At 74.2% G+C, this 12,607-nt stretch carries 14 protein-coding genes; 10 read left to right on the top strand and 4 right to left on the bottom strand.

What is annotated here, in order from left to right:
- Window positions 1-6 precede the first annotated feature (6 nt).
- The 4 genes from mftE to mftD are packed head-to-tail and all read left to right on the top strand — an operon-like array spanning window position 7 to window position 4,200.
- A complete protein-coding gene (gene mftE, locus KRR39_RS16390; protein WP_254185191.1) occupies window positions 7-783 on the top strand; it encodes a mycofactocin biosynthesis peptidyl-dipeptidase MftE in 777 nt (258 codons plus the stop codon).
- Window positions 780-1,571: a mycofactocin-coupled SDR family oxidoreductase gene (locus KRR39_RS16385; RefSeq protein ID WP_216938581.1), complete on the top strand. Its 792-nt coding sequence runs from the start codon at window positions 780-782 to the stop codon at window positions 1,569-1,571. Before mftE ends, KRR39_RS16385 begins: the two co-directional genes overlap by 4 nt.
- Window positions 1,568-3,028 (top strand): mycofactocin biosynthesis glycosyltransferase MftF, encoded by a 1,461-nt coding sequence (gene mftF, locus KRR39_RS16380; RefSeq protein ID WP_216938580.1) that lies wholly within the window; start codon window positions 1,568-1,570, stop codon window positions 3,026-3,028. The genes KRR39_RS16385 and mftF overlap by 4 nt, the downstream gene beginning before the upstream one ends.
- On the top strand, window positions 3,025-4,200 hold the full coding sequence (gene mftD / locus KRR39_RS16375; RefSeq protein ID WP_216938579.1) for a pre-mycofactocin synthase MftD: 1,176 nt from the start codon (window positions 3,025-3,027) through the stop codon (window positions 4,198-4,200). Before mftF ends, mftD begins: the two co-directional genes overlap by 4 nt.
- A 146-nt stretch (window positions 4,201-4,346) precedes the next feature.
- Here the strand turns inward: mftD and KRR39_RS16370 are convergent, their stop codons facing one another.
- Window positions 4,347-5,477: a 5-methyltetrahydropteroyltriglutamate--homocysteine S-methyltransferase gene (locus KRR39_RS16370; protein ID WP_216938578.1), complete on the bottom strand. Its 1,131-nt coding sequence runs from the start codon at window positions 5,475-5,477 to the stop codon at window positions 4,347-4,349.
- Window positions 5,478-5,611: 134 nt separating this feature from the next.
- Here KRR39_RS16370 and KRR39_RS16365 point away from each other — a divergent pair, with 134 nt between their 5' ends.
- Together KRR39_RS16365 and KRR39_RS16360 are read left to right on the top strand one after the other, a co-directional pair.
- On the top strand, window positions 5,612-6,082 hold the full coding sequence (locus KRR39_RS16365; protein WP_216938577.1) for a hypothetical protein: 471 nt from the start codon (window positions 5,612-5,614) through the stop codon (window positions 6,080-6,082).
- A 79-nt stretch (window positions 6,083-6,161) separates the two neighbouring features.
- Window positions 6,162-7,091 (top strand): alkaline phosphatase family protein, encoded by a 930-nt coding sequence (locus tag KRR39_RS16360; RefSeq protein WP_216938576.1) that lies wholly within the window; start codon window positions 6,162-6,164, stop codon window positions 7,089-7,091.
- Between the two features lie 33 nt (window positions 7,092-7,124).
- Here KRR39_RS16360 and KRR39_RS16355 read toward each other — a convergent pair whose 3' ends face one another.
- On the bottom strand, window positions 7,125-7,370 hold the full coding sequence (locus tag KRR39_RS16355) for a DUF6458 family protein (protein WP_216938575.1): 246 nt from the start codon (window positions 7,368-7,370) through the stop codon (window positions 7,125-7,127).
- Between the two features lie 137 nt (window positions 7,371-7,507).
- Between KRR39_RS16355 and KRR39_RS16350 the strand changes: the two genes are divergently transcribed.
- From KRR39_RS16350 to pgm, 4 genes are all read left to right on the top strand, one after another.
- The gene (locus tag KRR39_RS16350) at window positions 7,508-8,323 is read left to right on the top strand and encodes an alpha/beta fold hydrolase (protein WP_216938574.1); all 816 of its coding nucleotides are present in this window, start codon (window positions 7,508-7,510) and stop codon (window positions 8,321-8,323) included.
- Window positions 8,320-8,685 (top strand): PAS domain-containing protein, encoded by a 366-nt coding sequence (locus KRR39_RS16345; RefSeq protein ID WP_216938573.1) that lies wholly within the window; start codon window positions 8,320-8,322, stop codon window positions 8,683-8,685. Before KRR39_RS16350 ends, KRR39_RS16345 begins: the two co-directional genes overlap by 4 nt.
- A gap of 125 nt (window positions 8,686-8,810) precedes the next feature.
- On the top strand, window positions 8,811-9,551 hold the full coding sequence (locus KRR39_RS16340) for a PP2C family protein-serine/threonine phosphatase (RefSeq protein ID WP_216938572.1): 741 nt from the start codon (window positions 8,811-8,813) through the stop codon (window positions 9,549-9,551).
- Window positions 9,548-11,185 carry a phosphoglucomutase (alpha-D-glucose-1,6-bisphosphate-dependent) gene (gene pgm, locus KRR39_RS16335; RefSeq protein WP_216938571.1) on the top strand — a complete coding sequence of 546 codons (1,638 nt, stop codon included), beginning with the start codon at window positions 9,548-9,550 and terminating at the stop codon, window positions 11,183-11,185. The genes KRR39_RS16340 and pgm overlap by 4 nt, the downstream gene beginning before the upstream one ends.
- A gap of 18 nt (window positions 11,186-11,203) precedes the next feature.
- Here pgm and KRR39_RS16330 read toward each other — a convergent pair whose 3' ends face one another.
- Window positions 11,204-11,590, bottom strand: coding sequence for a VOC family protein (locus KRR39_RS16330; RefSeq protein WP_216938570.1), 387 nt, complete (start codon window positions 11,588-11,590; stop codon window positions 11,204-11,206).
- Between the two features lie 130 nt (window positions 11,591-11,720).
- Window positions 11,721-12,596 carry a homocysteine S-methyltransferase gene (gene mmuM, locus KRR39_RS16325; protein ID WP_216938569.1) on the bottom strand — a complete coding sequence of 292 codons (876 nt, stop codon included), beginning with the start codon at window positions 12,594-12,596 and terminating at the stop codon, window positions 11,721-11,723.
- Window positions 12,597-12,607: the final 11 nt, after the last annotated feature.

Below are 12,607 nucleotides of genomic sequence, written 5' to 3'. Positions count from 1 at the left end.
CGGGTCGTGGCGCGCGGGACGGCCGTGCCCCCGGCGACGTCGCTGGGGCTGGGCCAGCAGCGGTGGCCCAAGGTCCGCCCCGGTGAGGTGCTGCTGCTCGTGCCGGTCGGGTCGGTGGAGCAGCACGGCCCGCACCTCCCGCTCGCCACGGACACCATGATCGCCAACGCGGTGACCCGGGCGGCCGCCGAGCGCCTCGACGCGACCGGTGCCCAGGTGCTGGTCGCGCCGTCGGTGAACTACGGGGCCAGCGGCGAGCACGAGGGCTTCCCGGGCACCATCTCGATCGGCCACGAGGCGCTGCACCTGCTGCTCGCGGAGTACGGCCGCTCCGCGAGCCACTGGGCCTCCGGGGTCATCTTCGTCAACGGGCACGGCGGCAACACCGCGACGGTGACCAAGGTGGTCGACCTGCTGCGCTTCGAGGGCCGGTCGGTGGCGTGGACCTCGACGGCGCTGCCGGACGCGGACGCGCACGCGGGGGAGACCGAGACCTCGATCCTGCGCTACCTCGCGCCCTGGTCGGTGCGCGTCGACCTGATGGCCGCCGGCGCGACCGCCCCGGTCCAGGAGCTGATGCCGCGGCTGCGCGACGAGGGCGTCCGCGGGGTGTCTCCCAACGGCGTGCTCGGCGACCCGACGACCAGCAGCGCGGAGCGGGGCCGCGAGCTGTTCGAGCGGCTGGTCCGCAACCTGGTGGCCGAGCTGACCGCCCTCGACGTGACCGCCAACGGCCGGCTGGCGGGCCCCACCCTGTCCCGCGAGCCGCTCGGCACCCCATGACCGCTCCACCGGTCGCCCCGCCGACAGCCCTGGTCACGGGTGCCGCCCGGGGCATCGGCGCGGCCGTCGTACGCCGCCTGCTCGACCGGGGCTTCGTCGTGCACGCCCTGGACGCGTGCGCCGGCGCCGACGGGGGTACGGCGTACCCGCTCGCCTCGCCCGCCGACCTGGACGCCGTCGTCGCGCTCGACCCGGCGCGGGTGGTGCCGGTCGTCGCCGACGTCCGCGACCTCGCCGCGCTGCACCGGGCCGCGCAGGCCGCCGTGGACGCGCACGGGTCGCTCGACGTGGTGGTCGCCGGCGCCGCGGTGATGGCCGGGGGAGCGCCGCTGTGGGAGACCGACCCGGCCGACCTGCGGATCCTCTGGGAGACCGACGCGCTCGGGGTCTGGAACACCGCGCACGCCACCGTCCCGCACCTGCTCCGGTCCCCGGCGTCCCCGGCGTTCGTGGGCGTCGCGTCGGCGGCCGGCGAGCACGGGCTGTTCCACCTCGCGGCCTACTGCATGGCCAAGCACGCCGTCGTCGGGATCGTCCGCGGGCTGGCCGCCGACCTGGTCGGCACCCCGGTCACCGCGAGTGCGGTGTCCCCGGGCTCCACCGACACCGCGATGCTCCGCGCGACCGCCGCGATCTACGACGTCGAGGTCGACGAGCTTGCGGCGTCGCAGTCCTCGGGGCGTCCGCTGACCGCCGACGAGGTCGCCGCCGTCGTGGAGTTCGCCGCCACCGCCGGGCCGGTCGTGCACGGGTCCGTGCTGCACGCGGACGGCGGGTTCCGCTCGTGAGCGCGCCACGTCTCCCGGCCGGGTTCACGGTCCGGCTCGGCGACGACACCCGGGCCTGCGACGGCGGACGCACCCTGGTCGGCGGCTCCGGGTCGGTGCTGCACCTGCGCCCCCGGGCCCAGGAGATGCTGCACGGCGGCACGCTCGTGGCCCGCGACGCCGACTCCTCCACGGTGGCGCGGCTGCTGATGGACCGGGGGCTGGCCGACCCCTGGTGGCCGACGCCGACGCCCGACGAGGAGGTCACCGACGTCACCGTCGTGGTCCCGGTGCGCGACCGGCCCCGGCAGCTGGCCCGGCTGCTCTCCGCGCTGCCCCCGTCCCTCCCGGTGCTGGTCGTCGACGACGGCTCCGCGGACCCCGGGCCGACCCGGGCGGTCGCCTCGGAGTTCGGCGCCCGGCTGCTGCGGCACCCGGTCGGCCGCGGGCCGGCGGCGGCCCGCAACACCGGCCTGGCCCGGGTGCGCACCGACCTCGTCGCGTTCCTGGACTCCGACGTGGTGCCGGTCCCCGGCTGGCTCGGCCTGCTCCGCCGGCACCTCGACGACCCCGCCGTCGGTGTCGTCGGGCCCCGCGTGCTCGGCGGCGTCCCGCGGCCCGGCGACGGGTGGCTGTGCCGCTACGAGGCGGCCCGCTCCTCCCTGGACCTGGGTCCCCGGCCCGCGCCGGTGCAGCCCCTGGGCCGGGTCGCCTACCTCCCGAGCGCGGCCCTGCTGGCCCGCCGGTCCGCGCTGCTCCCCGACGGGTCCGACCGGCTCGACAGTCCCGACCGGATCGCCGGGTTCGACGACAGCATGCCGGTGGCCGAGGACGTCGACCTGGTCTGGCGCGTGCACGAGGCGGGGTGGCGGGTGCGCTACGAGCCCGCGGCCGCCGTACGCCACGACCACCGGACCACGCCGGGCCCCTGGCTGCGCCGCAAGGCGTTCTACGGCACCGGGGCGGCGCTGCTGGCCGAGCGGCACGGCTCCGACGTCGCGCCGCTGGTGCTGAACCCGTGGACCACGGTGCTGACCGTGGCGGTGCTCGCGCAGCGCCGCTGGTCGCTGCCGCTGGCGGCGGCGGTCTGCCTCGGCGTCACCGCGACGGTGGCCCGCAAACTGCGCGCCGGCGACCGCCCGGTGCGCACCGCCGCGTCGCTGACCGCGCTCGGCGCGGTCTCCTCGCTGCAGCAGACCGGCTCGGCGCTGACCCGGCACTACTGGCCGGTCGCGGTGCTGGCCGCGACCCGGTCCCGCCGCGCCCGCCGCGCGCTGCTCGTGGCGGCGGTGGCCGACGGGCTGCTCGACCACCGGCGGGTCCGTCCCGACCTCGACCCGGCCCGGTACGTCCTCGCCCGGCGGCTCGACGACCTGGCCTACGGCACCGGGCTGTGGGCCGGCGCCGCCCGCGCCCGCAGCCCCCGCGCACTCGTCCCCGCGTTCCGTGGATTTCCCTTCAGGAGAGGCACCTCATGAGCAAGAGCACCTGGTTCGAGTCCGTCGCCGAGGCGCAGCGCCGCGCCAAGAAGCGGCTGCCCCCGTCCGTGTACGGCGCCCTGCTCGCCGGGTCGGAGAGCGGGTCGTCGTACGCCGACAACACCGCGTCGTTCGCCCAGCTCGGCTTCGCGCCGCACGTCGCGGGCGCCTCCGCCAAGCGCGACCAGGGCACGTCGGTGATGGGGCAGCCGATCTCGATGCCGGTGATCATCTCGCCGACCGGCGTCCAGGCCGTGCACCCCGACGGCGAGGTCGCGGTGGCCCGCGCGGCGGCGGCGAGGGGCACGGTGATCGGGCTCTCGTCGTTCGCCAGCAAGCCCGTCGAGGACGTGGTCGCGGCCAACCCGCAGACGTTCTTCCAGATGTACTGGATGGGCTCCCGCGACGACATGCGCGCCCGGATGCAGCGCGCCCGGTCAGCCGGCGCGGTCGGCCTGATCGCCACGCTGGACTGGTCGTTCTCGCACGGCCGGGACTGGGGCAGCCCGTCCATCCCGGAGAAGATGGACCTCAAGACGATGGTGAAGCTCGCGCCGGAGGGCCTGCGCCGGCCGCGCTGGCTGGCCGAGTTCGCCCGGTCCGGCGGCTTCCCCGACCTGACCACCCCGAACCTCGCCGAGGGGGACACCCCGCCGCCGACGTTCTTCGGGGCCTACGGCGCCTGGATGCAGACCGAGCCGCCGTCCTGGGAGGACGTCGCCTGGATGCGCGAGGAGTGGGGCGGCCCGTTCATGCTCAAGGGCGTCTGCCGGGTCGACGACGCCCGCAAGGCCGTCGACGCCGGCGTCACCGCGATCTCGGTGTCCAACCACGGCGGCAACAACATCGACGGCACCCCGGCGCCGATCCGGGCGCTGCCCGCGGTCGCTGACGCGGTGGGCGACCAGATCGAGGTGCTCCTCGACGGCGGCATCCGGCGCGGCAGCGACGTGGTCAAGGCGGTCGCGCTGGGGGCTCGGGCGGTGATGATCGGGCGCGCGTACCTGTGGGGGCTCGCCGCCAACGGCCAGGCCGGCGTGGAGAACGTGCTGGACGTGCTGCGCGGCGGCATCGACTCGGCGCTGCTGGGGCTGAACCACTCCTCGGTCCACGACCTGTCCCCGGAGGACGTACTGGCGCCGGAGGGGTTCTTCCGCCCCCTCGGCACCTGACGCCCACCCGTCACCCGTGCAGCAGTTCTCGCGGTGTGTCGTTGCGTGGGTGACGGGTCGGGCCGGGCGCCCGGGCGCAGCCCGCCGCCCGCCCAGCCGTCACTTCTGCAACGACACACCGCCGAAAGGGCTGCACGGGTGACGGGTCAGCGCCAGACGTCGGCGGCGACCTCGACGATCAGCCTCAGCTTGGCCCGCTCCTCCTCGAGGGTCAGGGCGTTGCCCTCGACCGTGGAGGAGAAGCCGCACTGCGGGGAGAGGCAGAGCTGGTCGAGGGGGACGTACTTCGACGCCTCGTCGATCCGGCGCTTGAGGGTGTCCTCGTCCTCGAGCCGGCCGTTCTTGGTGGTCACCAGGCCGAGCACCACCTGCTTGCCCTCCGGGACGAACCGCAGCGGCTCGAAGCCGCCCGAGCGCTCGTCGTCGTACTCCAGGAAGAACCCGTCCACGGCGAGCTCGCTGAACAGCGCCTCGGCGACGAAGTCGTAGCCGCCCTCCGCCGCCCACGACGAGCGGTAGTTGCCGCGGCACATGTGCGTGGTGACCCGGAGGCTCTCGGGGCGGTCCTGGATCGCGGCGTTGATCGTGCGGATGTACTGCTCGTGCTGGTGCTCGGCGTCCGCGCCCTGCGCCGCGACGATCTCGCGCTGCTTGGGGTCGTTGAGGTAGGCGAGGCTCGTGTCGTCGAGCTGGAGGTAGGTGCAGCCGAGGTCCGAGACCCGGCGCAGCTCCTCGGCGTACGCCGCGGACAGGTCGGTCCAGAACGGCTCGAGGTCGGGGTAGACGGCCTCGTCGATCGCCGCCCGGCCGCCGCGGTAGTGCACCATGCTCGGCGACGGGATGGTCAGCTTCGGGGTCAGGCCGTCGGCGGTCTGCCGGACGGTCTCGGCGAGGAACGCGAACGCGTCCCCGAAGATCGTCTCGCCGAGCGTCACCTTGTCGTGCACCTGGAGCGCGGCGGACTCGAAGTCCAGGTCGCCCTCGGCGTTGCGGAAGTGCACCTGCAGCTTCTCGTCGGTGCTGCCGACGCCCTCGAGCTGGTAGATGAAGTCCATGTGCCACGAGGTACGTCGCAGCTCGCCGTCCGTGGCCGTCTCCAGGCCGGCGTCGCGCTGCAGCGCGACCACCTCCGCGACGGACCGGTCCTCGACCTCGCGCAGCGCGTCCGCGTCGATCTCCCCGGCGGCGTACCGGGACCGGGCCTCGAGCAGCGCGGGCGGCCGCAGCAGGCTGCCGACGTGGTCGGCGCGGAACGGGGGACGGTCATTCCAGGTCATCGGATGCCTCTCGGGGACGGTGGTGACGGTCACCCGGACCGTGCCCCGTCGACCACGCGGACATGCACGCCGGGATTCTTTGCCTCGCTGCGCTTCATCCGCCCCGTCCGGGCTTCCGAGACTAGGGAGGACAGGTGAGCACTGCGCGTCGCAGGACGACGGTCGAGGAGCAGGACTCACGCAACTGCAGCCCGGGACCGGGCACGAGCGGCGAGCCGAACGCCGATCGAGCCCCGCCGGGCGGGAGCGAGGGCACCGTGAACCACGAACGCTGTGCACAATGCCGCAACCCGATCCGCGGCCGGCAGGCAGCCGTCCCGCTGCCGCGAGCGGCCATGACCTTCCACTCCGACTGCTGGGGCGAGCTGCACGAGACGGTGCAGCGGTCCTACGTCGCGTCGGTGCGCGAGGGCGGCGTCGCGGCGCTGCTGATCCCCTACCAGCGCACGGAGATGGCGTCCTGGCTGCCCCAGGCGGCCATCGACGACGCGGTCGAGGCGCTCAGCGAGCAGCTCGACCAGCACCTGGCCGCCGACCTGCTGGCGGGCCACCTGGCCACCGCCCACGCGGTCGGCGAGCAGCCGGTGGCCCCGGGCACTGCCTGAGCGGTTCGGCCGCGAGGTCGGGCACGCTGGAACCCGGGGTTCTGTTGCCGGGGTGGAGCCGGCCGCGCAGACTGGTGGCATGAGTCTCCTGCCCCGTGCGCTGTGCACGCTGACGTCCGTCCTCGCGGCCGGTGTGGCCGTGGCCGCGTGCACCACCACGGCGACCGATGCCAAGACGCTGGCCCAGACGCCGGCCCAGACGCCGGCCGCCGCGACCAGGGCGCACGCCCCGGCCGCGGTGAGCAAGCTGCTGGTGTTCGTCGAGGAGAACCACTCGCTGGACCAGATGCGGTCCGGGATGCCCTACACCGCCGGTCTCGCGAAGAAGTACGGCTACGCCACCGACTTTCACGCGATCCGGCACCCCTCGCTGCCGAACTACCTCGCGATCGCGGGAGGGCAGACCTTCGGCGTGCACGACGACGACCCGCCGGCCCGTCATCGCATCGCCGGCCGCTCGGTGTTCGGCCAGGCGTTGAGCCACGGCATGACCGCGGCGACGTACGCCGAGGGCATCCCGTCCCCGTGCGCTCGCACCAGCCGGGGCGCCTACGCCGTCAAGCACAACCCGTGGGCCTACTTCGCCCGCGAGCGCACGAGCTGTGCCGCGCACGACCTCGGCCTGCGCGCCTTCGGCACCGCGGTGCGCTCCGGCCGGCTGCCGAACGTCGGACTGGTCATCCCGAACCTCGCGCACGACGCGCACGACGGCTCGCTCGCCACCGCCGATGCCTGGTTCCGCGCCCGGATGCAGCAGGTCTTCGCCGGCCCGGACTGGAAGTCCGGGCGCCTCGCCGTCGTGCTCACCGCCGACGAGGACGACCACAACCAGGGCAACAAGGTGCTGACCGTGGTCATCCACCCCAGCCAGAGCCACCACGTCGTCAGCACCCGGCTCACGCACTACTCGCTGACCAGGCTGTACGACGACGTGGCGCACCTGCCGTACCTCGCGAACGCCGGCACCGCACCGTCGATGGCCGGGGCGTTCGGCCTCCCGATCGCCTGACCCGCCGACCCGGCCGGCTCTGGCGGCGCCAGGTCAGTCGCGGCGGCGCTCCCGGACGATCTCCTCGACGACGTGCGTCGGCACCGCGGGGTCACCGGACTCCTCGCGGGTCGTGACGACCCGCTCCTTCGCGGCGGTGGCCCGCGCGTGCGCGATCACCGCGGCCCCGGCGACCATCAGGATCAGCCCCGCCACCGCGAGGTTCACGTTCGGCATCTCGTCCTTGACGGCGAACGTCAGCAGCGCCCCGAACACCACCAGGAACAGTCCTGCACCCACGAGCCACGCACCTTCCAGTCGGGATCCCTCCCCACCGCTACCCGGCGCGCGGGCAGTCATGCCTGGCGGCGCGCGCCGGGGCGAGACGTCCGGCCGAGGACGCGCAGGAGGGGCCGTCCCGGGCTAGGCTCGCCCCCATGAGCGCGCTCACCCGGCACCACGTCTCCGTCACGGGACGGGCAGACGGGCCCGCCCTCGTGTTCGCCCACGGGTTCGGCTGCGACCAGCACATGTGGCGGTGGGTGGCGCCGGCGTTCGAGGACGACTTCCGGGTCGTGCTGTTCGACCACGCGGGCGCCGGCGAGTCCGACCCCGCGGCGTACGACGAGGAGCGGCACGCCTCGCTCCAGGGGTACGCCGACGACGTCGTGGAGATCTGCCGCGAGCTGGGCATCACCCACGGGGTGTTCGTCGGCCACTCGGTGTCCTCGATGATCGGCGTGCTCGCGGACGCCGCGGCGCCCGAGCTGTTCGACCGGCTGGTGCTGATCGGCCCGTCGCCGCGCTACATCGACGACGAGGGCTACGTCGGCGGGTTCACCGAGGCGGACGTGCGCGAGCTGCTCGAGTCGCTGGAGAGCAACTACCTCGGCTGGTCGAGCGCGATGGCCCCGGTGATCATGGGCGCGCCCGAGCGTCCCGACCTCGGCGGCGAGCTCACCGACAGCTTCTGCCGCACCGACCCCGACCGGGCCCGCCGGTTCGCCGAGGTCACCTTCCTCTCCGACAACCGGGCCGACCTGCCCGAGGTCCGCACCCCGACGCTCGTGCTGCAGTGCGCGCACGACGCCATCGCCCCCGTGGAGGTCGGCCGGTACGTCGCCGACGCCATCCCGGAGGCGTCGCTGGTGGTGCTGGACGCGACCGGGCACTGTCCGCACATGAGCGCCCCGGAGGAGACGGTCGCCGCGATCACCCGCTTCGTCCGGGGCAGCGCCGTCGTCGGCGCATGAGCTGGGAGACCGCCACGGAGGCGTTCTACGCCGCCCTGCTCGACGACGACCCGGAGCAGCTCTACGAGCGCGCGCCGTGCGGCTACCTGACCACCACGCCGGACGGCACGGTGGTGAAGGCGAACGCGACCTTCAGCACGCTGACCGGGTACGACCGCGAGGAGCTGATCGGCCGCCGTACCTTCTCCGAGCTGCTCACCGCCGGCGGCCGGATCTACCACGAGACGCACTTCGCGCCGCTGCTGCGGATGCACGGCCAGGTCGCCGAGGTCGCCTTCGAGGTGGTCCGCGCCGACGGCGGGCGGATCCCGGTGCTGGTCAACGCGGTGCTCGAGACCGAGCCCGACGGGACCCCCGGCTGATCCGGGTCGCGGTCTTCGACGCCACGCACCGGCGGGCCTACGAGCGCGAGCTGCTGATCGCCAAGCAGCGTGCCGAGCGCTCCGAGGAGCGGGCCCAGGCGCTGGCCCGGACGCTCCAGTCGACGTTGATCCCACCGTCCCCGCCCAGCCTGCCCGGCCTGGACGTGTCCGCCGCCTACCGCCCCGCGGGGGACGGCGAGGAGGTCGGCGGCGACTTCTACGACATCTTCCAGATCGCGTCCGGCGACTGGGTCGTCGCGATCGGCGACGTGTGCGGCAAGGGCGTGGAGGCCGCGGTCGTCACGGCGCTGGTGCGCTACTCCCTGCGGGCGCTGTCCGTGCAGCAGGAGCAGCCGAGCGAGGTGCTGCACGCCCTCAACGACATCCTGGTCGGCCAGGGCACCGACCGGTTCTGCACGGTGGTGCTGGTCCGGCTGCGGCTCGACGAGGAGGGCTGGCTCGCCACCTTCGCGTCGGGCGGCCACCCGCTCCCGCTGCACGTCTCCGCCGCCGGCGTGGTCCGCACCGTCGGGGAGACCGGCTCCCTCATCGGCGTGCTCGCGGCCATCACCGCGCAGGACAGCGAGGTGCGGCTGGTCCCCGGCGACGTGCTCGTGATGTACACCGACGGGGTGACCGAGGGCCGGCACGGCGCCGAGTTCTACGGCGACGAGCGGCTCGAGGACGCCGTCCGCACGCACCGCGGGACCTCCCGGCCCGCCGAGCGGATCCTCGGCGACGTCCTGGACTTCCAGGCCGGCACCGCCCGCGACGACATCGCCGTGGTCGCGGTCCGGGTGCCCCCGCTACCGTCCGTCCCACCGCAGTCGTCCCCGCCCGCCCGCACGAACGGAGTGTCCCCGTGAACAGCTCTCGCGCCGGAACCGTCGCCCAGCCGTCCGACCTCGTCGACGTCGCGCACCTCGTGACCGCCTACTACACCGGGCAGCCGGACCCCTCCGACCCCGACCAACGGGTCGCGTTCGGCACCTCCGGGCACCGCGGCAGCAGCCTGAACACCGCGTTCAACGAGGCGCACATCCTCGCCACCACCCAGGCGATCTGCGACTACCGCAGCCGGCAGGGGTACGACGGACCGCTGTTCATCGGCCGGGACACCCACGGTCTCTCGGAGCCGGCCTGGGCCTCCGCGCTGGAGGTGCTCGCGGCCAACGACGTCACCGTGCTCGTCGACGACCGGGACGGCTACACCCCGACGCCGGCGGTCTCGCACGCGATCCTGCGCGCGAACCGCGGCAGGACGAGCGGTCTGGCCGACGGGATCGTGGTGACGCCCTCGCACAACCCGCCCTACGACGGCGGCTTCAAGTACAACCCGCCGAACGGCGGCCCCGCGGACACCGACGCGACGAAGTGGGTCGCCGACGCGGCGAACGCCTACATCGAGAAGGACCTCGCCGGGGTGCGGCGGATCCCCTTCGCGCGGGCCCGGGCGGCGGCCGCGCCGTACGACTTCCTCGGCACGTACGTCGACGACCTCCCGAACGTCGTGGACCTGGCCCGGGTCAAGCAGGCCGGCATCCGGATCGGCGCGGACCCGCTCGGCGGGGCGTCGGTGGCCTACTGGGGCGAGATCGCCGACCGGCACGGCCTCGACCTGACCGTGGTGAACCCGCTGGTCGACCCGACCTGGCGGTTCATGACCCTCGACTGGGACGGCAAGATCCGGATGGACTGCTCCTCGCCGTCGGCGATGGCGTCGCTGATCGCCCGCAAGGACGAGTACGCGATCGCGACCGGCAACGACGCCGACTCCGACCGGCACGGCATCGTCACGCCCGACGGTGGCCTGATGAACCCGAACCACTACCTCGCGGTGGCGATCAAGTACCTGTACGGCGGCGCGCGCCCCGACTGGCCCGGGGACGCGGCGATCGGCAAGACGCTGGTGTCGTCCTCGATGATCGACCGGGTGGCCGGTCTCGTCGGGCGGACCCTGACCGAGGTGCCGGTCGGCTTCAAGTGGTTCGTGCCCGGCCTGCTCGACGGGTCGATCGCGTTCGGGGGCGAGGAGTCCGCCGGGGCGTCGTTCCTGCGCTTCGACGGCTCGGTGTGGACCACCGACAAGGACGGCATCATCCTGGCGCTGCTCGCCTCGGAGATCCTCGCGACCACCGGGAAGTCGCCGTCGGAGCACTACGCCGACCTCACCGCTGAGTTCGGCGACCCGGCCTACGCACGCGTCGACGCCCCGGCGAACCGCGCGGAGAAGGCCAAGCTCGCCGCGCTGTCCCCGGACGACGTGAGCGCCTCCTCGCTCGCCGGCGAGGAGATCACCGCCAAGCTCACCGAGGCCCCCGGCAACGGCGCCAAGGTCGGCGGGCTCAAGGTGACCACCGAGAACGCCTGGTTCGCGGCGCGCCCCTCGGGCACCGAGGACGTCTACAAGATCTACGCCGAGTCCTTCCGCGGCCCCGACCACCTCCGGCAGGTCCAGGAGGAGGCCCGCGAGGTGGTCAGCGCGGCCCTGGGCGGCTGACCCGGTCCTGCGTCGTGCCTAGGCGTCGGGCTGCTCGAGCACCGACAGCACGTTGCCGGCCGGGTCGGTGAACCACGCGATCAGCGGGCCGCCCTTGCGGAACACGCCGAGGTCGTCGGTCGCCATCTCCGTGCCGGCGTACTTCTCGAAGACCACGCCGCGTGCGGTCAGGTCGCGCACCGCGGCCTCGATGTCCGGGACCTCGAAGTTCAGCACGGTGTAGGACCCCGGCCGGTGCTGCGGCGCGGGGTACACCAGCACGTCACGGCCGTCCGCGACCTTCAGCCGCAGGAAGCCCCCGTCGCCGGCCTCGACCCGCAGGCCCAGGGTGTCCTCGTAGAACGTGCGCGCCGCCTCCGGGTCGTCCACGGAGAAGCCGCTCATCGTCGTGCTGTCCCTCAACATCGGAAGTCCTCTCGTCGTGCGTCGGGAGGTAGACCCCGGCGCGGCGGGGAAGTCATCGGTGATGGTCAGGCCGGGCCATGGCGTGCCCGGCCCGGCTGCCGGAGGATGGCGGCATGAGGACGGGTGGGGGCTACGACGATGACTGACCGAGCACGTCCCTCAGCGCTGAGATGTCCGCCGGCCCGACCTCGCAGCAGCCCCCGACGTACGTCGCGCCCGCTGCGACCCAGTCCGGCGCGAGACGCACGTCGTACGCCGTCGGGCCCTGCCAGGAGTGGGTGCCGCTGTCCCAGCCCTGACCGGAGTTCGGGTAGGCCACCCCGGGCCTGCCGCTGACCCGGGCCGCGGTCTGCAGCGCCGGGAGCACGTCCTCGGGGGCGCAGCAGTTCACCCCGGCGGCGACGACCGCGGTGCTGCCGGCGACCACCGCGAACGCCTCGGCGAGCGGCTGCCCGGCCCGCGTGGTGTCGCCGGCGCAGGAGTAGGACAGCCAGGCGGGCACGCCGAGCTCGTCGAGCAGGTCGACCAGCACCGCCGCCTCGTCGAGGTCCGGGATCGTCTCGACCGCGAGCAGGTCCGGGCCGGCCGAGACCAGGAGCTCCAGGCGGGGCAGGTGGAAGTCGCGGAGCCGGGCCGCGCCGATCCCGTAGCGCCCGCGGTACTCCGAGCCGTCGGCCAGCACCGCGCCGTACGGACCGACCGACGCGGCGACCAGCCGGCGCCGGCCGTCGCCGGCGAGCTCGTCGCGGACCTCACGGGCCAGCGTGACGCTGCGCCGGACGAGCGCCTCGGCCTCGGGCCGGGACAGCCCGGCCCGCTCGTAGCCGGGCACGCTGGCCTGGTAGCTCGCGGTGGTCGCGACCTCGGCCCCGGCCGCGAAGTACGCCCGGTGCACCGCCGCGACCTCCTCGGGCCGGTCCCGCAGCAGCGCCGCGGTCCAGAGGTCGTCGGAGAGGTCGTGCCCCCGCGCGACCAGCGCGTTGGACAGCCCGCCGTCGAGGATCACCCGGCCAGTCT

The organism is Nocardioides panacis, from assembly GCF_019039255.1.
GTDB classification, from domain to species: Bacteria; Actinomycetota; Actinomycetes; order Propionibacteriales; family Nocardioidaceae; genus Nocardioides_B; species Nocardioides_B panacis.
Note: the sequence above shows the minus strand (reverse complement) of the source record. Positions and strands in the feature narration are given on the sequence as shown.